A 24,100-nucleotide genomic window follows, 5' to 3' on the forward strand; every position below is an offset into this window, starting at 1 on the left:
ACGGGGTTCACATCCGGGCAACGGCCGGGAAACGGCCTGTTGACAGGCTCGCGGGCATCAACTGCGGCGCCCCGGTGCCGCCGCGCCGCAGCACCCGCGAGACGCGCCAGACACACCCGAAGGATGTGGCCCGTGAGCTTCAAGGCTGAGTACATCTGGATCGACGGCACCGAGCCGACGGCCAAGCTCCGTTCCAAGACGAAGATCCTGGCCGACGACGCCAAGGGTGCCGAGCTGCCGATCTGGGGCTTCGACGGGTCCTCCACCAACCAGGCCGAGGGCCACGCCTCGGACCGTGTGCTCAAGCCGGTCTTCTCCTGCCCCGACCCGGTCCGCGGCGGCGACGACATCCTGGTCCTGTGCGAGGTCCTGAACATCGACCTCACCCCGCACACCAGCAACACCCGTGCCGCGCTGGCCGAGGTGGCGGAGAGGTTCGCCGCCCAGGAGCCGGTCTTCGGCATCGAGCAGGAGTACACCTTCTTCCAGGACGGCCATCCGCTCGGCTTCCCCAAGGGCGGCTTCCCGGCGCCCCAGGGCGGCTACTACTGCGGTGTCGGCGCCGACGAGATCTTCGGCCGCGACGTCGTCGAGGCCCACCTGGAGAACTGCCTCGCGGCGGGCTTGGGCATCTCCGGCATCAACGCCGAAGTCATGCCCGGACAGTGGGAGTTCCAGGTCGGCCCGCTGGCCCCGCTCGTGGTCGCCGACCAGCTGTGGGTGGCGCGCTGGCTGCTCTACCGCACCGCCGAGGACTTCGGTGTCTCGGCGACGCTGGACCCCAAGCCGGTGAAGGGCGACTGGAACGGCGCGGGCGCGCACACCAACTTCTCCACCAAGGCGATGCGCGAGGGCTACGACGCCATCATCACCGCCTGCGAGTCGCTCGGTGAGGGCTCCAAGCCGCTGGACCACGTCAAGCACTACGGCGCCGGCATCGACGACCGCCTGACCGGTCTGCACGAGACCGCCCCGTGGAACGAGTACTCCTACGGCGTCTCCGACCGCGGCGCCTCGGTCCGCATCCCGTGGCAGGTCGAGAAGGACGGCAAGGGCTACATCGAGGACCGCCGCCCGAACGCCAACGTCGACCCGTACGTGGTGACCCGGCTGCTGGTCGACACCTGCTGCTCGGCGCTGGAGAAGGCCGGCCAGGTCTGACCCCGGCCGCTCGACTCCCCCAGGGGGCGCCCACCGCGCGGTGGGCGCCCCCTGGTGTCGTCGGCGGGGTGCGCCCGGCAGGACGGGCGGCGGGGGCGGCCCGGTGCAACGGGGGCGCGGGCGACGGCGGTTCGGCGGTGCCGACGGCGCGCGGGCGACGTCCGCCGCCGGGCGGGAGGCCGTCGCGGCCCTGACCGGCGCGCGATCGTCCACCCAGTGGGACGGCTCCCCGCTCGGGCGATCGAGGTCGCACCGCCGGCCTGGGACGGACGGCCGCGGGGCGGAGCGCGAGGGTCCCGCCGGGGGCCGGTGTCTGCTTCAATGGGCACATGGCCAGCTTCCAGAAGTGCTCCGCGACGGGTCGCCACGACCTTGAGCCCTTCTGGCCGTCCCGTCAGCACCACGACTTCGACCGGGTGTGTTGCCGCGCGATGAACGCGCCGGCCCTGTGAAGCCGTAACGGCCCTGTGAAGCCGTAACCCCGGCCCCCGGCCTGCGCGATCCGACGTACGTCCCCTCACGTCCTCCTCGCGCGAAAGAGCTGACCTCTCATGGCGACCACTCGTCCCCTGCCCCCCGCCGCCCCCCTCGACACGCGGTCCCCGAACCCTGCACGGCAGCATCTGCGGGCCGTCGACCGGGACGAGGTGATCGACGTCGCGGACCTGCTGCCGCCCGGTGCCACCTGGCTGCCCGCTCCCCCGCACTCACTGCCCGTCCTTCCCGGCCGGCCGCCGATGGTCGGCTACCTGGTCCTGGTGCCGGCCGGCAGCCCGTTCCCCGCCGCCGCGCGGGCGGACCGGGCCGCGCCCGGCGTACCCGGCGACGACCCGCTCGTCGGCGTCAGCGTCGACGCCGTACGGCGCACGGCCGCGGTCCATGGTCGCGAACTCGACCTCACCTACCTGGAGTTCGAGCTGCTGGCCCATCTGGTGGCGCATCCCCACCGGGTGCACACGCGCGACCAGCTCGTCTCCACGGTGTGGGGGTACGGGCATGTCGGCGACGGCCGGACCGTCGACGTCCACATCGCCCGGCTGCGCCGCAAGCTGGGCCCCGAGCACCGCGGCGCCATCCAGACGGTGCGCCGGGTGGGCTACCGGTACGCCCCGCCCGCCGGCCGCTGACCCGGGCCCCGCGCCCTCCCACCGGGTTCTCTGCCGACGGCAGAGCGCGCTTCCCCGCGGCGCCCGCACCGGGCAGAGTCGGCCGTATGAGGCTCTTGGTGCTGGGCGGTACGGAGTTCGCGGGGCGGGCGGTCGTGGAGGCGGCCCTCGGGCGTGGCTGGGAGGTGACCGTCTTCCACCGGGGTCGGCACGCGCCCCCGGCCGGGGTGCGCTCGCTGCACGGCGACCGCACCCTCCCCGGCGGGACGGACGCCCTCGCGCGGGGCGAGTGGGACGCGGTGGTCGACACCTGGTCGGCGGCACCGCGCGCGGTGCGCGACACGGCGCGGCTGCTGCGGGGCCGCGCCGGCCGGTACGTGTACGTCTCCAGCTGCTCGGTGTACGCGTGGGCGCCGCCCGCCGGGTACACCGAGGACGCCGCGCCGGTGGAGGGCGCGGCGGCGGACGCGGGGCGGACCGACTACGCGCGCGACAAGCGGGGCGGCGAGCTGGCGGCGGTCGAGGGCTTCGGCGCCGGCCGCTCGGTGCTGGTGCGGGCGGGGCTGCTCCTCGGCCCGTACGAGAACGTGGGGCGGCTGCCGTGGTGGCTGGCCCGGATGGCGCGCGGCGGCCCGGTGCTGGCGCCGGGACCGCGTGAGCTGCCGCTCCAGTACGTCGACGTGCGGGACCTCGCCGCGTGGATCCTCGGGGCGGTGGAGGGCGGCCTGAGCGGGCCGTACAACCTGATGAGCCGTCAAGGACACGCCACGATGGGCGAGTTGCTGGAGTCGTGCGCCGCGGTGACAGGCTCGGGCGCCGAGCTGCGCTGGACCGCGCCCGAGGTGATCCTCGACGCGGGCGTCGCGCCGTGGACCGAGCTGCCGGTGTGGGTGCCGCCGGGCAGCGACCTGCACGACGCCCTGCACGGCGCGGACGTGTCCCGGGCGCTGGCCTCGGGGCTGCGCTGCCGGCCGGTCGCCGAGACGGTCGCCGACACCTGGCGGTGGCTGGAGGGCATCGGCGGCACCACCCCGCGGCGGCCGGAGCGGACGGTCCCGGGGCTCGACCCGCGGCGGGAGGCGGCGGTGCTCGCGGCGGCGCGGGGTGTACTGGGCACCACCCCTGATCCGGGGGCCCCGGCCCCGTGACCGGCCTCGGCGGCCTCCGCGCCACTGACGCCATGACCAACGACACGACGAGCGGGAACGGTTCGAGGGCGCGGGGCACGGGCCTGGCCGCGGCGCGGGGGCCAGCGCTGGTGTCCCTGCCGGGGGCGGCCCTTCACCCGCCGTGCGGGATCAACAACCACCGGTATTCCAGAGGCTGTTGAAACCACCGTGTCCGCATGAATCTCTCGACGATTTCCGAGGCGGCTGAACACCCGCGGGGCGTCCCGCGTATGAGAGGGAGCCGCTTCACTCCTGTCGGGCGCCTCGATGCCCCCGAAAAAGGAAGTCAGAGGAGTTCCATGGGACGCAACACAAGAAAACGCCGGATGCCACTGGCCACCAAGGCCATTGCCGCATCGGCGGCCCTAGCGCTCGGTGGGGGCGGGCTTGTATGGGCCAACTTCTATGCCTCGGCGCACGAGAGCAACTCCGGTTGGAGGACGAAATCCACAAGCGCCCAGGTCGCGACGATCAACTGCCCTGACGTCGGCCAGAAGCTGACGAAGGTGCCGAGGGGCGCGCGCAAGGGTGTCGCGAGGGAACTGGCGTCGCTCGACCGGCAGATCACCGCCGCCTACACGCGTCTCGCCGAGACGCGGCAGGCCCAGGCGGGGGACGCCAACTACGTCAGCAACGCCATTCTCGGCCCGCTGAAGTCCAAGCGCGCCGCCACGCTCGACCGCATCGGCATCAACATCAACCGTGGCGGCGGCAAGGCTCCGTGGGGACTCAAGCGCTACGCGCAGTGCCAGGGAGTCCCGGTCCAGCAGCCGGGCATGGGCAACGGCGGCGGCAACGGGCAGAACAACGGCGGACAGGGCAACGGGGGCCAGAACAACGGCGGGCAGGGCAACGGCGGACAGGACGGCGGCCAGAACAACAACGGCGGACAGGGCGGCGGTGGACAGGGCGGCGGCCAGGCCCCGGGCAACGGCGGTCAGGCCGGCAACGGTCCCGTCGCCGCGGACTTCGTGAAGATCGAGGACGTCCAGCCCAACTCCCGCAACCAGCCGAACGGTCTCGCGGCCAACGGTGACACCGGCTCCACCGGCAGCTTCACCTCGGACTGCGGAACCAACGAGAACGAGCTGCGCAACTCCGACAACGTGATCGTCGCCCCCGGTGTGAGCAACGGTGCCAAGCACCAGCACGACTACGTCGGCAACCAGGGCAACAACGCGTTCGCGAGCGACCAGGACCTGGCCGAGGCGAAGACCAGCTGCGAGAACCAGGAGGACAAGTCGTCCTACTTCTGGCCGGTGCTGCGTATCCAGGACGGTTCCAAGGACATCGACGCCGACAAGCCCGGCGGCGGCATGGACAGCAACGTCGGAACCATCCAGCAGGCCAAGGAGGCCCAGCTGAGGTTCGTCGGCAACCGGACGTCCGACGTCGTCGCGATGCCCACGGCGCTGCGCATCATCACCGGTGACGCCAAGGCGTTCACCAACGGCCTGGCGAACGCCAACACGTCCTGGAGCTGCACCGGCTTCGAGGACCGGCAGGTGACGGACAAGTACCCGGTCTGCCCCCAGGGCAGCAGCGTGGTGCGGACCTCCAACTTCCAGAGCTGCTGGGACGGCAAGAACGTCGACAGCGCCAACCACCGTACGCACGTCTCCTTCGTGCAGGCGGACGGCACGTGCGCCAACGGCTTCCAGGCCATTCCGCAGCTCCAGGTCCGCCTCGTCTACGACGTGCCCGCGCCGACGTTCGAGAACGGGCAGGTGAAGAATCCCTTTGCGGTCGACTCCTTCCCGGAGCAGCTGCACAAGCCGATCACGGACCACAACGACTTCATCAACTTCTTCAGCCAGAACCTGATGAACAAGATGGTCCAGTGCATCAACGACGGGCAGGACTGCACATAGCGCGCTGACCCGAGCTGACCCGAGAGGAAAGCCGGCGGTGGGAATTCCCACCGCCGGCTTTCGCCGTCGCGCCCCGAGGACGGACGGGGATCAGCCACCGCCCGAGCCGGAACCCTTCATCCCGTCCATGCCCTTCATCCCGTCCATGCCCTTCATGCCCTTCATCCCGTCCATGCCCTTCATGCCGTCCATGGGCTTGCCGTTCATGTGCGCGGAACCCTCTTCCATCGTTCCGCCCAGCCGGCTCCGCAGGGCCGTCACCGTCTTCTGCTTGCCCACGGCGACCCACTTGCGGCCGACGAGGTAGTAACCGCCGTAGTCCTTGGCGCCGTTGAGCCACTCGCGCTGGCCGCGGTCGGTGGCGAAGGTGGCGAGGACGTACTTCTCGTCCGCGCCGGACTTGCACAGCGCCTGGCGGATCTCGTCGGCGTCGGTCTGGATGTTCGGGTCGCACTTCGCGACGGTCGCCAGACGCTCCAGGCTGCCGGTGGCCGTCTTGGGCGCCTCGGCCGCCTTGTCGCCGCCGGCGCCGCAGCCGGCCAGCGCGAGCACCGCCACCGCGCCGGTCAGCGCGAGCATCGGTCGGGTCAGTGTCATCGGTTCCTCCGGTCCCTGCCGCACCGGGCCCTGGACGGGGCCCTCGCCTCTCATACGGCTGTGGGGGGCGATCCGCTCAAAGCGGCCCGCGCCGCGGAGACGCCGATGTGCACGGGAGTGCGAGCGGGCCGTCCGGCCGCGGCGGCGGGTGCGGGCCGGACGGGGGCTCCCGCGCGGTTCCCCGCGCCCCCCGGGGCGGGCGGCGGGTGTCCGGGGTGACCTGGGGGGGCGTTCGCTCGTTCTGCTGAACGTGCAGTCACAGGATCTCGCCTCGCGCCCCTCGTCCGTCCCCGACGGCCCGGTCGTCGACGTCGAGCGGGCCGAGGCCGCGCTCGTCGAGCACTATCCGCGGCTCGTCCGGCTCGCCTACCTGGTGCTGCCGCCGAGCCTCGGGCGCAACCGGCGGGTCCTGACCGCGCACTCCCTCACCCAGCGCGCGCTCCCCCGGGGCCGCACGGCCGCCGCCGTGATCCCCGCCCAGTCCGGGGGCCGCGACGGCGACCCGGGGTACACCTTCCTGCGCCGGCGCGTCCTGCGGACCGCGCTGGAGGCGGGCCTGACGCTGAAGCGGCCGGCCTGGCCCAGGCGCTCCCAGCTGCCGCCCCTGCTGCCCCAGGTCTGGGGCCTGCGGCTGTTCCCCCGCTCGGGCGGCGCCGACGAACTCGCCCTGGACCAGAAGCTGTCGGCGCTGTCCGGCCCGGCGCGGGCCGCCTATGTGCTGCGCGGTCTGGAGAAGCTCTCCGACGACGGCGTACGCGACGTCCTCGACGCCGCCGGCGTCGAGGACGTGGACGACGCGCTGGACGAGGCCGACACGGTGGAGGCGCGGTACGCGCTGCTGGAATCCCCCGAGTTCGACCCCTGCTCGCTCCAGGCCCGGCCGACCGATCTGATGCGGCGCCGCCAGCACCTGCGCGCGGCGCTCGCGGCGGGCGCGGCCCTGCTGGTGTGCGGGGCGCTGCTCGGCCTGCCCGGCGAGGGCTGGGCACCGGAGGGCCCCGCCGCTCCCCCGTACGCGCAGAACCCGGCCGCCGAGGCCGCCCTGGACCCGGCCCAGCTCACCAAGGTCCCTGCGCTGGCCTGGCAGTCCGCCGCCCGGTCCGACTTCTCCGTGTGGCCGGCCCGCGGCGACCTCACCGGCGACACGGCCCTGCTGCGCCGCGCGCTCGCCGTGTGGGCCCGCCCCGGCGAGTCGGTCACGGTCTCGGCGACGCCCGGCACCCCGGCGGGCGGCCCGCCCGGCGCCCCGCAGCTGCTGTACGCGGGGACCGTCGACACCGTCCGCGTGGTGCTCCTCTACGACGGTCTGCGCATCGCGCGCTACGCGGAGCCGAAGGACGGCACCGCGGGGGCCGCGCTGGACTTCTCCCGGGTGGACGGCGCCACCCGGGCGGAGGCGAGCGCGGTGGTGCTGAGCCGGGCCGACGGCAACGTCCGCTATCTGCTGGCGCCCTGGGTGCGCACGGCGGCGGAGCGGGACCTGGTGAAGCCGGGGGCCGGGGCCATGGCGCTCACCGTGACCGACGGGGTCAGCTCCCCGCTGTCGAGCCCCGCGAGCCGGCAGAGCGGCGACTGCACCTCGTGGAACGTCCTCCAGGTCGGCGACGGCGCCGGCACCCGGCTGCTGACCGACCTCGCCGAACTGGTCCCCGCCCGGCTGACGGCCGGCCGGCCCGGCCGCACCGATGACGCCGCCGGGGCGCGGGCCCTGCGTTCCTGGGCGCCGAACGCCTGCTGGCTGAGCTCGCTCAGCTCGGCCGGCGTGCGCACGGTCAACGCCTGGCCCTACGCCCGCCAGGCGCTGCCCGACGGCAGCGGCTCGGCGGACTGGGTGTGCACCCGCGCGGAGACCTGGCGGGGCGGCGGCGAGCGGGTGCTGGCCCAGTTCCGCACCCCGGGCTCGCCGAACGCCGCGGTGGTGGCGCGGGCGCAGAACGTGCCGGCGTGCGGGGCGCGCGATCCGCATGTGCTGGCGGGCGTGCTGTGGAAGGCGCGGACCGGCGCGTGGTACCTGCTGGCCGCGGGCACGCAGGACACCACGTCGATCCGGGCCACGGGCGGGGCGCGGGGCGCGTCCGCGGGCAGTCTGCTCAGTGTGCGCACCCGGCAGGGGGCCCGTGCCGAGCTCAAGGGCACGCTGGCGGACGGCCGTTCGATCAGCGGACTCGGCTGACCCCCGCACCCGCCCTGCCGACAGGGTGAGGTGGATCACCGCGACGAACTGCTCACGGACGCGGAGCGGGGCGACTCCCTGCTGATCCGCACGTCCCGGGCACAAGGTGATCGGCTCGTGCTCGATCTGTGAACGTCCATGGTCGGTCCGGTCCGTTCAGGGCCGGATTCGATCGGTAAGCTGGACGCATGACGACCGGGGCGCGGCGAAGAATGGGAGTCGACGAGCGGCGGCAGCAGTTGATCGGCGTCGCCCTCGAACTGTTCAGCCGGCGCTCGCCCGACGAGGTCTCCATCGACGAGATAGCGTCGGCCGCGGGCATCTCCCGGCCGCTGGTCTACCACTACTTCCCCGGCAAACTCAGCCTGTACGAGGCGGCGTTGAAGCGTGCCTCGGAGGATCTCGCGGGCCGTTTCGAGGAGCCGCAGGAGGGGCCGCTCGGGTCGCGGCTGCTGCGGGTGATGCGCCGCTTCTTCGACTTCGTCGACGATCACGGGCCGGGGTTCTCGGCGCTGATGCGCGGCGGTCCGGCCGTCGGCTCGACCGCGACCAACGCCCTCATCGACTCCGTGCGGCAGGCCGCGTATGTCCAGATCCTTTCGCATCTGCGGGTGACGGACCCGCCCGCGCGGCTGGAACTGGTCGTGCGCTCCTGGATCTCGCTGGCCGAGTCCACGGCCCTGATCTGGCTGGACGGCCGGCGCATCCCGCGTGCCGAGCTGGAGGTCCAGCTCGTGCACGACTTCGCGGCGCTGGCCGCCGTCAGCGCCGCGCAGGACGCGGAGATGGGCGCTCTGCTGCGCGAGATGCTGAAGGACGAGCCGGCCGACGGGCCGTTCAACGACCTCGTCGTCCGGCTGATCTCCCTGGCGTCCTGAGGGCGGCCCGACCCGGCCCGCGGCTCAGGCGTCGAACTTGCGGTAGGACGGGTCGAGGTCGCGCACCTCGGCCGACGCGTGCAGCGCGAGACCTTCGGCGGGCCGGACGTGGCGGCGCAGCAGGTCCAGCACGGCCTCGGTCAGCCGGGCCCTGGTCTCCTCGCTGCGGCCGGCCAGCAGCCCGAGGGTGACGTGCACGACGGCGTGCCCGCCGGTGGCGTCGCCGACGGTGGTGTCCTCCCCGCGGCGGAACTGCGTCTTGCAGGCCGGCGGCTTCGCGGCCGCGATCTCGACGACCGCCGCGTGCAGCGCCCGTGCGAAGCCGGGCCGGTCGAAGCCGTCCGCCAGGCTTTCCGAGTAGTCGACGGTGATCTGCGGCATGGGCGCTCCTGTTCTGGGTCGGCAGCGCTCACCCTAACCGCAGCGCCGGCACGGCGACGCCCTCCCCGGCGCCGGCGCCGCACGGCGGGCGGGGGCGGACCCGGCGGCCGGGCCCGCCCCCGCAGGTCGACGGGACGTGTCAGCGGGACCGGGTGAAGACGGCGACGGTGCGTCCCGGGACGGCGAACGTGCCGGATCTCCCTTCGTACGAGGCGGACTTGACGACCGGGTCCGCGCCCGCTGCCTGCACCGGATGCAGCCGGTACCCCTCACCGGCGAGCGCGGCGACCGTCTGCTCCTGCTTCCCGGGGCTCGCGTTGAGGACGACGACGAGGTCACCGACGCGCATGGTGATCACACCGGGCGTCTCCTCCTTCCCGGACAGCGGGAAGGACAGCTCCGACTGCACCCGCCCGGCGGTGGCGAGGGAGAACGCGCCCTCCGTCGTACGGATGCGCAGCAGGTCCCGGTAGGCCGCCGAGGTGGCCTCGATCTGCGCGCAGCCGACCTTGACGGTGGTCAGCAGGGGCTTGGCGTACGGCCACTTGGAGGCGTTGTCGGCCGCCATGGGCAGTCCCCGTCCGAAGCCGTTGCCGTCCGCGCAGTTCCAGCGGATGGCGTTGAACCAGTCGCCGCTGTCGTAGGAGTTGCGGTCCAGCGACTTGGAGCGCAGCAGGTCGGTGCCGGCCTGGGAGAGCGTCGGCCCCTGTGAGAGGGCCGCCGTGGCCATGGCGAGGACCTGCATCCGCGCACGGTCCGAGGCGCTGGTGGTGGCCGGCAGCTTGTAGGCGAGGGCGTCGAACAGCGACTCGTTGTCGTGCGCGTCGGCGTAGGCGAGGGCGTCGCCGGGGGCCTGGGCGTAGCCGGCGGGTGAGCCGTTGTAGTCGACCTCGGAGCCCTTGACCTCCTTGCCCGAGGTGTCGGTGAAGCGGTAGTCGGCGAGGTTGCCGGTCAGCCCCACCTTGATCAGGTCCTGGTAGCGCAGCAGGCGGGCCTTCTGCTCCGCCTCGGTGCCGTTGTTCCGGGAGGAGTTGGGGTCGGTGTAGAGGCCGGAGGCGAAGCCCTGGACGCCGGGGTCCTCGTCGAAGGGGCCGCCGCCGCGCACCGCGTCGCGGGCGCGGTCGGAGAAGGTCGCGACGCCGGTGCCGGCCATGTTCTTCTGGGTGGCCTGGACGAAGCGGGCGTCGTCGGCGACCTCGCCGAAGTTCCAGCCCTCGCCGTACAGGATGATCTTCTTGCCGTCGACGCCGTCCTTGGCGGGGGTGAGCGCGTCGAGCGCCTTGCGCACCGCCAGGATGTTGGACTTCGGGTGGTGGCCCATGAGGTCGAAGCGGAATCCGTCGACCTTGTACTTCCTGGCCCACGTGACGATCGAGTCGACGACCAGCCTGCCCATCATGGCGTTCTCGGGGGCGGTGTTGGCGCAGCAGGTGCTGGTGGCGACCGAGCCGTCGGCGAGGAGGCGCTGGTAGTAGCCGGGGACGACCCGGTCGAGGACGCTGGTGTCCGCCTGGCCGCCGGCCGCGGTGTGGTTGTAGACGACGTCCATGACGACGCGCAGGCCGTTCTCGTTGAGCGACTTGACCATCCCGCGGAACTCGACGGTGCGCGCGGTGCCGTCGGGGTCGGAGGCGTAGGAGCCCTCGGGGACGGTGTACTGGTAGGGGTCGTAGCCCCAGTTGTAGGCGTCCTCGGCGGCGGTCTTCGCCACGCACTCCTGCTGCTGGTCGGAGTCGGCCGGGAAGGAGGCGAGGTCGCAGGCGGGGCTCGACTGGTCGGCCTTCTTCTCGGGGACGGTGGCGAGGTCGAACACGGGCAGCAGATGGACGTACGACGTGCCGGCGTCGGCGAGCTTCCTCAGGTGCCTGGAGCCGTCGCTGCGCCTGTCGGTGAAGGCGTTGTAGGTGCCCCGGTCCTTCGCGGCGACCGTCCTGTCGGCCACCGAGAAGTCGCGGACCTGGAGTTCGGTGATCTGCGCGTCCCGCAGCGGCACCGCCTTGGGCTTGGTGTAGGTCGACCAGCCGGGCGGGGCGAGGGACTTGTCGTCGAGGTCGACGAGGAGGCTGCGCGCGGAGTTCGCGGTCAGCGCGACGGAGTAGGGGTCGGTGACCTTGTTGGTGACGATGCGGCGGACGCTGGGAGCCCACACCGTGACGACGTACCGGTAGGGCTTGCCCTTCCAGGAGGCGGGGCCGGTGAGCGACCAGACGCCGGTGGTGCCGTCGCGGCGCATGGGGACGGTCGAGCCGCCGATCTCCAGGCGCACCGACTGCGCGGTGGGCGCCCACACCCCCAGGGACGGGCGGCCCTTGGTGAAGACGGGGCCGAGGTCGGCCTTGGTCGCGCCCGGGTAGAGGTCGTCGAGCACACCGGCGATCTGCACGCCGGTCGCGGCCAGCACGGCGCCGTTGGCGGCGCGCTGCGAGGCGACGACCTGTCCGCGCAGGGCCGCGCGGACCCGGTCGCGGTCGCGCGGGTCGACGGACCAGGCCGTGTAGTCCTTCAGATGCGGGAACCTCGCCTTCTGGGCGTCGGTGAGCGTGGTCCTCGACAGGCGCAGCCAGCGTTCGTCGTCGCTGGTGAGCGTCCCGTCCCGGACCGCGATCGAGCCGGTGGCGCTGGAGAGCAGCTGGGTGGAGGCGGCGGTCTCGGAGCCGTTCCACGCGAGGGTGTTCCGGTCGATCCAGACGGCCTTGGAGGTGGTGAGGTCGAGGGCGGCGGCGGCGCCCGCGGGCTGCGGGAGCAGGTAGTTCTCCTGGCCGCTCAGCAGCCACGCCTCGTAGCCGTCGGCCTTGAGGTCGAGGGACTGGTCGGCGGGCAGGTCCTTCTCGTCGCCCTTGTGGAGGATGTAGCTGAGGCTGGTGGCGCCGTCGGTGAGCGGTACCTCGAAGACCGCGCCGAAGCTGTCGGTCCGCACCGGCTTGAGGGGGTTCGACCACTCGGTGGGGTTCGCGGCGCCCGTCCAGACGTGCAGGCCCCAGCCGTCGTAGTCGCCGCCGGGGCGCTGGTAGTGCAGGGTCGCCTTCGTCCTGTCCGGGGCGGGGTAGTCGGCGGCGGGCCTCTCGGTGCGGACGGTCTCCTCGCCCTGCTCGATCCAGACCTCGCCGGTCCGGGTGACGTCGATGGTGCGGTCGGTGGCGACGTCCTTGTTGCCGTCCTTGTCGATGACGAGGAAGCCGACGCTGGACGCACCGGGTCTGAGCTTGACGTAGGCGAAGGCGCCGTAGGCGTCGCGGCCGGTGAAGGGGCGGCTCGCGGGCCACGGGGTGGCCTCCCCGTCGGCGAGGTCGCCCCAGGCGTACAGGCCCCAGTTCGCGTAGTCGCCGTCGGTGCGCTTGTAGTGGACGATCGCGTAGTCGCGGGAGGAGGCCGTGGGGGTCTCGGGTGCGGGCGGGGTGCCGGTGGTGGAGGCGGCGGTGGCGCTCGCGGTACGGCCCGCCGAGTCGACGACGACCGCCTTGTAGCGCAGGGCCGTGCCCGGCGGTACGTCCTTGCCGATGACCTGGGTGACCTTGTAGGGGGCGCGGTCGGCGGTGCCGAGGGTCTTCCATCGGCCGTTGCCGGTCTGGGCGGCGAAGACCACGCGGTTGAGCTGTCCGCCGTCGACGCCGGCGGTGATCTCCACGGTGCCGGTGGCGCCCGCGGCGGGGGCGCTCAGGGTGAGGGAGGGCTCCGCGGCCGGGGCGCCGAGCGGCTTCGCGGCCTTGTAGACGACGGCGGAGCCGGCCGGGACGGTGACGGTGACCTGCCGGGCGGCGTCGCTGCGCAGGGAGCCGCCGGTGCCGTAGACGCCCCGGAAGGTCATGCCGGCGGAGCCGGTGGCGAAGGCGGCGGTCCTCGCCTCGGAGGCGTTGTTGAAGGCGACGACGTACTCGGTGCCCGACCTCGCGTCGGTGCGGGAGAAGGCGTAGACGCCCGCGCCGTCGGCGGCGTAGCGCTCGGTCTGGACGCCGTCGGCGAGGGCGGGGTTGGCCTTGCGGAGCCGGGACAGGGCGCTGATCTGCCGGTAGAGCGGGGCGCCGGGGTCGTAGGCGTCGCTCGCGTGGGTGCGGTCGGTGCCGAGCTGGTCGTCGTCGAGGTAGTCGGCGGTGCGCGAGGCGAACATCGTCTGGCGGGCGTCCTTGTCGCCGCCGGCGCCGGTGAAGCCCTGTTCGTCGCCGTAGTAGACGACCGGGTTGCCGCGGCTGAGGAACATCAGCTCGTTGGCGAGCCGGTCCTTCCTGAGCAGTTCGGCGTCGGTCGCCTTCGGGTTGTCCTGCTTCAGGAAGGTGCCGATGCGGCCCATGTCGTGGTTGCCGAGGAAGGTGACCTGCTCGTAGGCGTTGGCCTTGTCGGTCGTGTACTTGTAGTCGGCGCCGAAGACGCCGGCCAGCCGCTGTGCGCTGCCGCCCTGGGAGGCGTACTGCCGTGCCGCCTCCTGGAAGGGGAAGTCGAGCGTGGCGTCGAGGCGGCCCTGGGTGACGTAGGGCGCGGTGACCGACGGGTCGGAGGAGTAGACCTCGCCGAACATGAAGAAGTCGTCGCGGCCCTGCCTGGCCGCGTAGGCGTCCAGGGCGGTGGCCCACTGGGTCCAGAACTCCATGTTGACGTTCTTGACCGTGTCGATGCGGAAGCCGTCGATGCCGAAGTCCCTGACCCAGCGCTGGTAGATCTTCTGCATGCCGCTGACGACCTCGGGGCGCTCGGTCCACAGGTCGTCGAGGCCGGAGAAGTCCCCGCCGCCGGCGCTCTCGCCGGCGAAGGTGGAGTCGCCGCGGTTGTGGTACATCGTGGGGTCGTTGAGCCAGGCGGGGACCTTGGTGTTCCCGGCGGCGACGGGGGTGCGCGGGAAGGAGTCCCTGCCGACGGCGGGGAAGCGCTTCCTGCCGTCCGCGTAGTCGGCGTCGTCGAAGGGCTCGCCGTCCTTGGTCAGATACGGGAAGGCGCCCTTGGAGAGGTAACCGTAGGACTTCTCCTCGTAGTCGACGACGTCGGCGGTGTGGTTGGTGATGACGTCGAAGAAGACCTTCATGCCCTTGGCGTGCGCCTTGGAGATGAGGGTCCGCAGGTCCTTGTTGGTGCCGAAGTGCGGGTCGACCTGGGTGAAGTCGGTGATCCAGTAACCGTGGTAGCCGGCGGAGGCGTTGCTCCCCGTGCCCTGCACGGGCCGGTTCTTGAAGAGGGGGGCCATCCAGATGGCGGTGGTGCCGAGGCCCTTGATGTAGTCGAGGCGTTCGGTCAGTCCCTTGAGGTCGCCGCCCTGGTAGAAGCCCTTGTCGGTGGGGTCGTAGCCGGTGGCGAGGCGGGAACCGGTCAGGCCGCCCTTGTCGTTGCGGGTGTCGCCGTTGGCGAAGCGGTCCGGCAGGACGAAGTAGAACTGGTCGCGGGTGGAGTCCTGACGGGCGGGCTCGGCGGCGAGCCTCGCGTCGGACGGTGGCGCCGGCGGGGCGGCGGCCCCGGCGGCGAGGGGCTGGACGAGCGCTGCGGCCAGCGCGATCACGGTGACCGCGGCGACCCGTCCGGCACGGGCGGTTCGGCGCCTCCACGGCGTCGGCCATCTCGGTGTCACAGAGGGGCTCCTTGCGATGACGGCTCTTCGGGTCCGACCCCGCGCGACCGTATCGCCGCCGCAAGGCTTACAGCAAGAGGCGTGAAACCATCCGTAAGAATTTTCAACCGGTGCTTCAGCAGCTCGACTTGCCGGCGTAGACCGCGAGGGCCGTGCCGGAGCCGAGCGTGGCGGTGAGCCGGCCGGAGGAGTTGACCGACACGGTGGTGTTGTTCTGCACGTTGCAGTACGTCCCCGCGGGCAGGGAGGTCTGGTAGGTGCGGCTCACCTGGGCCGACTCGTGGTTGATGGCGACGAACCCCCTGGAGCCCCGTCCGAAGGCGATCGCGTCGCCGCCGTTGTCCCACCAGTCGGTGACGGCCTGGCCGCGGGTGGCGTTGCGGAAGCCGACCATCGACCTGATCTCCGGCCAGGCGTGCTGGCATTTCCAGCCGTTCTGCCAGCAGGCGCCCACGGAACCGCCGTTGGGGGGCCCTGCGTCCGCGTCGGACCATTCGTAGCCGGAGTTGATGTCGGGGGCGCCGTAGGGCCAGGCGAGCATGAAGACGTTGGCCAGCGTGTAGGACGCGTTGTCCTTGTAGTTGAGCGTGGAGCCGTTGCGCTCGGTGTCGTGGTTGTCCACGAAGACACCGGCGACGCCGCTGCCGAGGTAGCCCCAGCCCTCGCCGTAGTTCTTCAGGTAGGCGAGGTTCTCGTTGTTGAAGACGCGCTTGAGGTCGTAGGCGTAGCGGAACTCCTGGACGTCGCCGTTGCGGGTGTACTCGGCGGGCTGGACGGCCTCTCCGGTGCCGTAGATGACCTCCTGCTTCCAGTACGCGTTCGGGTTGGTCAGCCGGGACTTGATGTCGGCCAGGTCGCCGGCGTCCATGTGCTTGGCCGCGTCGATGCGGAAGCCGTCGACGCCGAGCGAGAGCAGGTCGTTCATGTAGCCGGCGATGGCGCCCCGCACATAGGGCTCGCCGGTGTCCAGGTCGGCGAGGCCGACCAGTTCGCACCGCTGGACGTTCCAGCGGTCCTGGTAGTTGGTGACCTGGCTCGTGCAGTCGTCGAAGTCGAACGACGAGTACAGGCCGGGGTAGTTGTACTTCGTGTACGACGAGCCGCCGGTTCCGGTGCCGCTGCCCGCCGACATGTGGTTGATGACGGTGTCGACGACGACCTTCACACCGGCGGCCTGGCAGGTGGTGACCATGGTGCGGAAGGCGGTGCGGTCGCCGAGCCGGCCGGCGATCCGGTAGCTCACGGGCTGGTACGACGTCCACCACTGCGCGCCCTGGATGTGCTCGGCGGGCGGGGAGACCTGGACGTATCCGTAGCCCGCGGGGCCGAGGGTGTTGGTGCACTCCCGGGCAACCGAGGCGAAGTTCCACTCGAAGAGGACGGCGGTGACGTCCTTGGCGCCGGGCGGGGACGCCGCCGCTTCCGTCGAGGGCATGACAATCATGGAGGCGGTGAGGGCCGTTGCGAGCGCGGCGGCCCAGGCGAGGATTCTGCGTACCATGTGGGGCTCCTTCACCTTTGAAGGTTCTTGCTGAAAACTTTCAACTACCTTGCGGTGACGCAGATGTTAAAGGCCCGCCGCCCGAAAGGGCAGCGGGCCGTACGAACTTCGCCGAAGATTCTTGCGAAAGCGCCGTCAGGAGGCCGTCGTCCACCACACCGTGGTGTCGCCCGGCACCTTCGCCTCGCCGTCCGACTCGCTGATCTCACCGCTGGCGAGGAGCAGCCGGCCGTAGGCGGGGACGGTCACCGACTCCCGGCCGGTGTTCGCCACGCACACGAACTCCCCGCGCCGGAAGGCGAGAACGCCCTCGGGCGCCTGCAGCCACTCGACCGCGTCACCGGCGCCGAGGCCGGCCTGCTCGCGCCGCGCGGCCAGGGCGGCGCGGTACAGCTCCAGCGTGGAGGCCGGTTCGCCGCTCTGCGCCTCGACGCTCAGCTCGCCCCAGCCCTCGGGCTGCGGCAGCCAGCTGCCGCCCGCGCCGAAGCCGTACGAGGAGCCCTCGCGGGTCCACGGGATCGGCACCCGGCAGCCGTCGCGGAAGCCGTCCTGGCCGGCGCCGCGGAAGTAGGCCGGGTCCTGGCGGACCGCGTCGGGCAGGTCGACGACGTCCGGCAGGCCGAGCTCCTCGCCCTGGTAGACGTACGCCGAACCGGGCAGCGCCAGCATCAGCAGGGTGGCCGCCCGCGCGCGCCGCAGTCCGAGCGCGCGGTCGCCCGCGGAACGGATCTGGGTGCCGAGGCCCGGCGGGTTGGCGAAGCGGGTGGCGTGCCGGGTGACGTCGTGGTTGGAGAGCACCCAGGTGGCGGGGGCGCCGACCGGGCGCATCGCCTCCAGGGTGCGGTCGACGACCGCGCGCAGCTCGCTCGCCTCCCAGGCGGTGGACAGGTACTGGAAGTTGAACGCCTGGTGCAGCTCGTCGGGGCGGACGTAGTGCGCGGTGCGCTCGACGGTCGGGGTCCACGCCTCGGCGACGAAGACGCGCTCGCCCGCGTACTCGTCGAGGACGGTGCGCCACTGGCGGTAGATGGCGTGGACGCCGTCCTGGTCGAAGAACGGCATGACATCGTTGCCCAGCAGCTTCAGCTGGTCGTGGTCGCCGAGGTCGGGCAGTCCGTCGGCCTTCACCAGGCCGTGCGCGACGTCGATCCGGAAGCCGTCGACCCCGATGTCGAGCCAGAAGCGCAGGATGGAGCGGAACTCGTCGCCGACGGCCGGGTGGTCCCAGTTGAAGTCGGGCTGCTCGGGGGCGAAGAGGTGCAGGTACCACTCGCCGGAGGTGCCGTCGGGCTCGGTGACCCGGGTCCAGGCCGGCCCGCCGAAGATGGACTCCCAGTCGTTGGGCGGCAGTTCACCGTCGGCGCCCTTGCCGGGGCGGAAGTGGTAGCGCTCGCGCAGCGGCGAGCCGGGGCCGTCCGCGAGCGCCCGCTTGAACCACTCGTGCTGGTCGGAGGAGTGGTTGGGGACCAGGTCGACGATGATGCGCAGGCCCAGCGCGTGGGCGTCCCGGATCAGCGCGTCCGCGTCCAGCAGGCTGCCGAACATCGGGTCGACGGCGCGGTAGTCGGCGACGTCGTAGCCCGCGTCGGCCTGCGGGGAGGCGTAGAAGGGGCTGAGCCACACGGCGTCGACGCCGAGGTCGCGCAGGTACGGGAGGCGGGAGCGTACGCCGGCCAGGTCGCCCATGCCGTCGCCGTTGCTGTCGGCGAAGCTGCGCGGGTAGACCTGGTAGATCACCGCGTCGCGCCACCAGTCGCGGCGCTGGGCGACGGTGGCGAGGGCGGCGGTCTCGGCCGGGGCGGTGGGGTGCTGGCTCATGGCGTCCTTGGTGCGTAACGGATGGAGGGTCGAAGGCACGGGAGGTCCGGCAGGGGTGGTCCCGCCCGGCGGGTCCGGGAGGGAGGAAGGGAGGGACGAGGCGGCCGCGATGCCGGCGGGGTCGGATGGGCACCGCGGCCGCCGCCCGCGCGACGAGGCGCGCGGGAGTCGGGGGGCCGGATCAGCCCTTGGTGCCGCCCGCGGTCAGGCCGGTCACCAGGTTCCTCTGCACGAAGTAGAAGAACGCGGCGGCGGGTATCGCGACCAGCACCGCGGTGGCGGCCATGAGGTTGCGCTGGGCGTCGTACTGGCTGACGAAGGTCTGCAGGCCGACCGCGAAGGTGTACTTGGAGTCGGACAGCATGAACGTCGAGGCGAAGGCGACCTCGCCGAAGGCCGTGAGGAAGCTGTAGAACGCGGCGACCGCGAGGCCGGGCTTGGCGAGCGGCAGGATCAGCCGCGCGAAGGTGCCGAAGGGGCTCAGTCCGTCGACGCGGCCGGCCTCGTCGATCTCGAACGGGATCGTGTCGAAGTAGCCCTTCATCAGCCAGGCGCAGTACGGCACGGTCGTCGTGCAGTAGACCAGGATGAGGCCGAGGTAGTTGTCGACGAGCTGGAGTCCGGACAGGATCTGGTACATCGGCACCATGAGGACGGCCACCGGGAACATCTGGGTCACCAGGAGCACCCACATGAACTTCCGGTAGCCGGGGAAGCGCATCCGCGAGACGGCGTACCCGGTGGTGGCCGAGATGACGACGCCGATGAGGGTGGTGCCGAGCGTGACGATCATGGTGCTCGTCAGCCAGTCGAAGAACTTGGTGTCCCGCAGGACGAACAGGTAGTTGTCCAGCGTCATCTTCCCCCAGATCGCGCCGGGGCGGAGGTAGTCGTCCTTGTCCGGGCCGAGGGAGAGGAACACCAGCCAGGCCACGGGGAAGAGCGCGATCAGGCTCGCGACGGTCAGGACGCCGTGCGAGGCCAGGGCCGCGCCGCGGCTGTTCTCGCCGCGTCGGCGCACCCTGCGGGGAGCGGTGCCGCTCGCGGATTCCTGCTGGTTCACCGGGGCCTCAACAGTGGTCGTACTCATGGGGACTCCTGCCTCAGATCGCGAGCTGCTGCTCGTTGCGGTTGAGCCAGCGGCGGTAGAAGGAGGTGAAGACGATCAGGATGGCCAGCAGCAGGATGCCGTAGGCGGCCGACTGCGCGAAGTCGCGCGGCTGCTGTCCGAATCCGAGGTAGTAGGCCCATGTGACGAGGATCTGGGCGTCCGGGGCGGTGCTGCCGAACAGCAGGAAGATGATGGCGAACTGGTTGAACGTCCAGATGATGCCGAGCAGGATCACCGTGGAGCTGACCGAGCGCAGGCCGGGCAGGGTGACGTAGCGGAACCGCTGCCAGGCGCTGGCGCCGTCCATCTCGGCGGCCTCGTAGAGCGCGGAGTCGATGGACTGGAGCCCGCCGAGCAGCGAGAGCATCATGAACGGCACACCGGCCCAGGTGTTGACCATGATCGCGGCGAACCGCTGCCAGAAGGTGTCCTCCAGCCACAGCGGGGTCGGCAGGCCGAGCATGTCCAGGCCGGAGTTGATGACGCCGCCGTCGGCGAGCATGAACCGCCAGCCGAAGACGGTGACGAAGGTGGGCACGGCCCACGGCAGGATCAGGACCAGCCGGTACAGGGTGCGCCCGCGCAGCTTCTGGTTGAGCAGCAGGGCGAGGCCGAGGCCGATCGTGTAGTGCAGGGTGACGCACACCGCGGTCCAGACGACCGTCCAGATGAAGTGCGACCAGAAGCGGTCGTACGCCGTCGGGCCCCACAGGATGTCGGCGTAGTTGTCCAGGCCGATGAACTTGTAGGTGGCCGCGATCTCGTTGACGCCGATGGTGCGGGCGGTGTTCAGGCTGTTGGCGTCGGTGAGGGTCAGGTAGAAGCCGTACACCAGCGGGTAGCCGACGAGCACGCCGAGGACGACCACCACGGGGGCGATCATGGCGTAGGCGTACCAGTGCTTCTGGTAGCCGTGCTTCAGGCGCTGGCCGAGGCCGGGCCGCGGCTCGCGGTCACCGCGGCGCTTGCCGGTCGCGCGGTCGATGGCGACTGTCATGGTTCGACAACCTTCTCGAAGATCGGCGGATCGGGGGTGTACGGCGCACACTCCGGTGGCCGCCGGCCCCCCGTCCCCAGGGGGCGGGGGGGGCCGGCGGCCACCCGGGGTCACTTGCTGAAGTCCGGGACCAGCTTGGCGATGGCGGTCTCGGCGTCGCCCAGGCCCTTGTCCAGGGACTCCTTGCCGCCGGCCACCTTCAGCAGCTCGGTGTCCAGCGGGCCCCACAGGGAGCTGTACTCGGGCAGCGCCGGGCGCGGCCGGGCTGCGGCCAGGACGCTCTGGTAGCCGGCGATGCCCGGGTCGGCCTTGACCGCGGCGGTGTAGGCGTCCTCGCGGGTGGGGAGCGTGGAGTTCTTCAGCGCGATGGTCTCCTGGGCCTTGGCCGAGGTCATGAAGTTCACGAACTTCAGCGCGGCCTTCTGGCGGGCCTGGTCGGAGCCGGCGTACACGGAGAGGTTGTGGCCGCCGGTCGGGGCGCCCGCCTTGCCGGCGGAGCCGGCCGGGACGGTGGTGATGCCCAGGTTGTTCTTGTCCTTGAAGGCCGAGCCCTTGTAGAAGTTGGTGATCTCCCAGGGGCCCTGCATGATCGCGGCGACCTTGCCGTTGACGAACGCGTCCTGGATGTTGGCGTAGGCGTCGGCGGTGGTGTCGGGCTTGCGCAGGCCCTTGCCCTCGAAGAGGCTCTGCCAGGTCGCGTAGCCCTTCTTGGCCGCGGCGGAGGCGACCGTGATCTTCTTGGCGCCGGCGTCGACGGTGTCGGCGCCCTCGCCGTAGAGGAACGTCTGGGCGTAGTAGGCCTGGGTGGAGCCCCAGTAGCCGTCGACGCCGGTCTTGTCCTTGATGGCGGCGGCGGCCTTCCGCAGGTCGTCCCAGGTCTTGGGGGCCTCGACGCCGGCCTTCTGGAACAGGGCCTTGTTGTAGACGAAGGCGAGGGTGTCCGTGGTGAACGGAACGCCGTAGACCTTGCCCTCGTACGTGGCCTGCTCGATCAGGCTGGACTGGAACTTGGCCCGGTCGCCCAGCGCCTCGGTGCCGTCCAGCGGCAGGAAGTAGCCCTTCTTCGCGAACGCCGGGGTCCAGCCGACCTCGGAGCGCAGGATGTCCGGGGCGCCCTTGGAACCGGCGGCGGTGTCGAACTTGTTCTGCGCCTGGCCGAAGGGGACGTTGACGTACGTGACCTTGACGTCCTTGTTGGCGGCCTCGAACTCCTTCACGAGGGCCCGGTACGTCGGTGCCTCGTTGGTGGCGTTGGAGGTGTCCCACCAGGTGATGGTCACCGGACCGGTCGAGTCGCTGCCGCTGCCGTCCCCGCCGCCGCAGGCCGTCGCCGCCAGGGCGAGGGACGCCACCAGCGCGGTGGCCGCTATGCCACGCCGCATGAGTTCTCCTTGAGGGTGAAAGCCCGAGTGATGCAGGGACGGCCCCGTCTGCCGGTCCTCTGCCGTCGTGCCGACCGCGCCGTTGCCGCCGTCGGGCGACGTGAACGTAACAGCGATGCAATCCTTGCGAAAGACCTTGCAGCAAAAAAGTGCAAGAAGTCTCCGAAGTTATCCGGACGTGACCCCGCGGCGACCATCGTGAGACGGTTCTTTCCCCACGGTGGAGCGGTATGCGGTGCGTGTGCAAGACTCTGCAAGCTCTTGCCATGACGTTCACGAGGGAGCGCGATGACGCAGCAGCCCCGGACGGGCCGGCCAACAGGCCGTCCACGCCGTCCGATTGGTGTGCAAGGCGGCATACGACAGGTACAGTCCAGTGCCGTGACCACACGGCTTGCCGACATCGCCGCCCAGGCGGGGGTGAGCGAGGCGACCGTCAGCCGCGTTCTCAACGGCAAGCCGGGCGTCGCCGCCACCACCCGACAGTCCGTCCTGGCCGCACTCGACGTGCTCGGCTACGAACGGCCCGTGCGGCTGCGCCAGCGCAGCGAGGGCCTGGTGGGCCTGATCACCCCGGAGCTGGAGAACCCGATATTCCCCGCCCTCGCCCAGGTCATCGGCCAGGCGCTGACCAGGCAGGGCTACACACCGGTGCTGGCCACCCAGACCCCGGGGGGCTCCACCGAGGACGAGCTCACCGAGATGCTCGTGGACCGCGGGGTCGCGGGCATCATCTACGTCTCCGGTCTGCACGCCGACACCACCGCGGACATGCAGCGCTACGAGCGGCTGCGCGCCCAGGGCGTCCCCTTCGTCCTGGTCGACGGCTTCTCCCCCAAGGTGCAGGCGCCCTTCATCTCCCCCGACGACCGGGCGGCGATGACGCTGGCGGTCACGCACCTCGCCTCGCTCGGGCACACCCGTATCGGGCTGGCACTGGGCCCCAAGCGGTTCGTGCCGGTGCAGCGCAAGATCGAGGGCTTCGTCCGCACCATGCAGGACCAGTTGGGCCTGCCGACGGACGTCGTCGAGAAGGAACTGGTCCAGCACTCCCTGTACACGCTGGAGGGCGGCCAGGCGGCGGCGACGGCGCTCATCGGCCGGGACTGCACGGCGGTGGTCTGCGCGAGCGACATGATGGCGCTGGGCGCGATACGGGCGGCCCGCCAGCACGGTCTGGAGGTCCCCACGGACATCTCCGTGGTCGGCTTCGACGACTCCCCGCTGATCGCCTTCACCGACCCGCCGCTGACCACCGTGCGCAAGCCGGTGCCGGCGATGGGCCAGGCCGCGGTGCGCACGCTGCTGGAGGAGATCGGCGGCACCCCCGCGCCGCACAGCGAGTTCGTGTTCATGCCGGAACTGGTGGTGCGCGGTTCGACGGCCTCGGCCCCCGGGGACAGGAACCGGCGCTGAGCACTACTCCCCACGGTGGAGGACCGCCCCCGTACGCCCTGCTGCGGTGGGAGGACGGGGTCGTACGGCGGCCGTAGAACGTGCGGCCGGCACCCGACCGCGGGATGATCGGTCGGGCAAGGCTTTTCTGGCAGACTCTGTGCCTATGGGTGACCAGACCGTGACTCAACTGGAAGGCCGGGAATCGGCCGTTCCGCACCCTGTCGCGGACGGGACGGGGCAGGGCCTCCTGCGCCGTCTTCGCACTCCGCGCCGCCCCCGCCTCTGGTTCGAGATCCTGCTGATCGCGGTGAGTTACTGGACGTACTCCCTGATCCGCAACGCGGTCCCGGAGCAGCGGGCCGCGGCCCTGCGCAACGCCGACTGGCTGTGGAGCCTGGAGCAGAGCCTCGGCCTCGCCTTCGAGCGGTCCGTCAATCAGGCCGTGAACTCGGTGACTTGGCTGATCGTCGGCATGAACTACTACTACGCGACGCTGCATTTCGTCATCACCCTGGGTGTGCTGGTCTGGCTCTACCGCAGGCACCCCGGCCGCTACGCCGCGGCCCGCCTGGTCCTGTTCGCGACCACCGGTGTGGCGCTGGTCGGTTACTACCTGTATCCGCTCGCTCCCCCGCGGCTGATGACCGGCGGCGGCTTCATCGACACGGTGATGGTCCACCAGACCTGGGGCTCGATGGCCTCGGGCGATCTGAAGAACGTCTCCAACCAGTACGCCGCGATGCCCTCGATGCACATCGGCTGGTCGATGTGGAGCGGTCTGACGATCTTCGCGCTGGCCCGTGTCCCGTGGGTGCGCGTCCTCGGTCTGCTCTACCCGGTGCTCACCCTGGTGGTGATCGTCGCGACCGCCAACCACTTCTGGCTGGACGCGGTGGGCGGCCTGCTCTGCCTCGCGTTCGGCTACGCGGTGGCGCGGCTCTGGTACGGCGCGTTCCCGCACGCCCTGCCGCGGCGCGTGGCGCGCGGGTCGGCGCCCCGCCGCCGGTCG

General features: G+C 71.5%; 17 protein-coding genes and 1 pseudogene. 10 read left to right on the forward strand and 8 right to left on the reverse strand.

Annotated features, from left to right (window positions below):
- The first annotated feature begins 132 nt into the window (after positions 1 to 132).
- The 5 genes from glnII to SZN_RS23605 all read left to right on the forward strand — a co-directional run bounded on the left by glnII (position 133) and on the right by SZN_RS23605 (position 5,307).
- Positions 133 to 1,161: a glutamine synthetase gene (gene glnII, locus SZN_RS23590; protein WP_007499438.1), complete on the forward strand. Its 1,029-nt coding sequence runs from the start codon at positions 133 to 135 to the stop codon at positions 1,159 to 1,161.
- A 329-nt stretch (positions 1,162 to 1,490) separates the two neighbouring features.
- Positions 1,491 to 1,613, forward strand: coding sequence for a hypothetical protein (locus tag SZN_RS43240; protein ID WP_086021430.1), 123 nt, complete (start codon positions 1,491 to 1,493; stop codon positions 1,611 to 1,613).
- Positions 1,614 to 1,712: 99 nt separating this feature from the next.
- A complete protein-coding gene (locus tag SZN_RS23595) occupies positions 1,713 to 2,288 on the forward strand; it encodes a winged helix-turn-helix domain-containing protein (RefSeq protein ID WP_007499440.1) in 576 nt (191 codons plus the stop codon).
- Positions 2,289 to 2,374: 86 nt separating this feature from the next.
- Positions 2,375 to 3,415 carry an NAD-dependent epimerase/dehydratase family protein gene (locus tag SZN_RS23600; protein WP_007499442.1) on the forward strand — a complete coding sequence of 347 codons (1,041 nt, stop codon included), beginning with the start codon at positions 2,375 to 2,377 and terminating at the stop codon, positions 3,413 to 3,415.
- Between the two features lie 320 nt (positions 3,416 to 3,735).
- Positions 3,736 to 5,307 carry a DUF1996 domain-containing protein gene (locus tag SZN_RS23605; RefSeq protein ID WP_043732641.1) on the forward strand — a complete coding sequence of 524 codons (1,572 nt, stop codon included), beginning with the start codon at positions 3,736 to 3,738 and terminating at the stop codon, positions 5,305 to 5,307.
- Between the two features lie 90 nt (positions 5,308 to 5,397).
- Here the strand turns inward: SZN_RS23605 and SZN_RS23610 are convergent, their stop codons facing one another.
- Complete coding sequence (locus SZN_RS23610; protein WP_007499448.1) at positions 5,398 to 5,904, reverse strand: hypothetical protein; 507 nt, start codon at positions 5,902 to 5,904, stop codon at positions 5,398 to 5,400.
- Between the two features lie 250 nt (positions 5,905 to 6,154).
- Here SZN_RS23610 and SZN_RS23615 point away from each other — a divergent pair, with 250 nt between their 5' ends.
- The 3 genes and pseudogenes from SZN_RS23615 to SZN_RS23620 all read left to right on the forward strand — a co-directional run bounded on the left by SZN_RS23615 (position 6,155) and on the right by SZN_RS23620 (position 8,955).
- On the forward strand, positions 6,155 to 8,077 hold the full coding sequence (locus SZN_RS23615) for a hypothetical protein (RefSeq protein ID WP_007499450.1): 1,923 nt from the start codon (positions 6,155 to 6,157) through the stop codon (positions 8,075 to 8,077).
- Between the two features lie 21 nt (positions 8,078 to 8,098).
- Positions 8,099 to 8,209: pseudogene (locus SZN_RS40095) on the forward strand (PDR/VanB family oxidoreductase); the annotation flags it as partial.
- 56 nt (positions 8,210 to 8,265) lie between these two features.
- Positions 8,266 to 8,955 carry a TetR/AcrR family transcriptional regulator gene (locus SZN_RS23620; protein ID WP_086021431.1) on the forward strand — a complete coding sequence of 230 codons (690 nt, stop codon included), beginning with the start codon at positions 8,266 to 8,268 and terminating at the stop codon, positions 8,953 to 8,955.
- A 24-nt stretch (positions 8,956 to 8,979) separates the two neighbouring features.
- On the opposite strand, the gene SZN_RS23625 is transcribed toward SZN_RS23620, so the two are convergent.
- The 7 genes from SZN_RS23625 to SZN_RS23655 form a co-directional block, all read right to left on the reverse strand.
- On the reverse strand, positions 8,980 to 9,336 hold the full coding sequence (locus SZN_RS23625; protein WP_007499455.1) for a 5-carboxymethyl-2-hydroxymuconate Delta-isomerase: 357 nt from the start codon (positions 9,334 to 9,336) through the stop codon (positions 8,980 to 8,982).
- A 139-nt stretch (positions 9,337 to 9,475) separates the two neighbouring features.
- The gene (gene pulA / locus SZN_RS23630) at positions 9,476 to 14,884 is read right to left on the reverse strand and encodes a pullulanase-type alpha-1,6-glucosidase (protein ID WP_043732644.1); all 5,409 of its coding nucleotides are present in this window, start codon (positions 14,882 to 14,884) and stop codon (positions 9,476 to 9,478) included.
- Positions 14,885 to 14,999: 115 nt separating this feature from the next.
- Positions 15,000 to 16,385: an alpha-amylase gene (locus SZN_RS23635; protein WP_007499459.1), complete on the reverse strand. Its 1,386-nt coding sequence runs from the start codon at positions 16,383 to 16,385 to the stop codon at positions 15,000 to 15,002.
- Positions 16,386 to 16,520: 135 nt separating this feature from the next.
- Positions 16,521 to 18,203 carry a glycoside hydrolase family 13 protein gene (locus SZN_RS23640; protein ID WP_007499461.1) on the reverse strand — a complete coding sequence of 561 codons (1,683 nt, stop codon included), beginning with the start codon at positions 18,201 to 18,203 and terminating at the stop codon, positions 16,521 to 16,523.
- A gap of 181 nt (positions 18,204 to 18,384) precedes the next feature.
- Entirely contained in the window at positions 18,385 to 19,293 is a 909-nt protein-coding gene (locus SZN_RS23645; protein WP_043732647.1) for a sugar ABC transporter permease, read from the reverse strand.
- A 13-nt stretch (positions 19,294 to 19,306) separates the two neighbouring features.
- Entirely contained in the window at positions 19,307 to 20,311 is a 1,005-nt protein-coding gene (locus tag SZN_RS23650; protein WP_007499465.1) for a carbohydrate ABC transporter permease, read from the reverse strand.
- A gap of 110 nt (positions 20,312 to 20,421) precedes the next feature.
- Positions 20,422 to 21,693 (reverse strand): extracellular solute-binding protein, encoded by a 1,272-nt coding sequence (locus tag SZN_RS23655; protein WP_007499467.1) that lies wholly within the window; start codon positions 21,691 to 21,693, stop codon positions 20,422 to 20,424.
- 381 nt (positions 21,694 to 22,074) lie between these two features.
- Here SZN_RS23655 and SZN_RS23660 point away from each other — a divergent pair, with 381 nt between their 5' ends.
- Together SZN_RS23660 and SZN_RS23665 are read left to right on the forward strand one after the other, a co-directional pair.
- Positions 22,075 to 23,109, forward strand: coding sequence for a LacI family DNA-binding transcriptional regulator (locus SZN_RS23660; RefSeq protein ID WP_007499468.1), 1,035 nt, complete (start codon positions 22,075 to 22,077; stop codon positions 23,107 to 23,109).
- Between the two features lie 145 nt (positions 23,110 to 23,254).
- Positions 23,255 to 24,100 (forward strand): phosphatase PAP2 family protein (locus tag SZN_RS23665; RefSeq protein WP_007499470.1); only part of this gene is annotated, 846 nt, incomplete at its 3' end.

This window comes from Streptomyces zinciresistens K42 (assembly GCF_000225525.1).
GTDB lineage: Bacteria > Actinomycetota > Actinomycetes > Streptomycetales > Streptomycetaceae > Streptomyces > Streptomyces zinciresistens.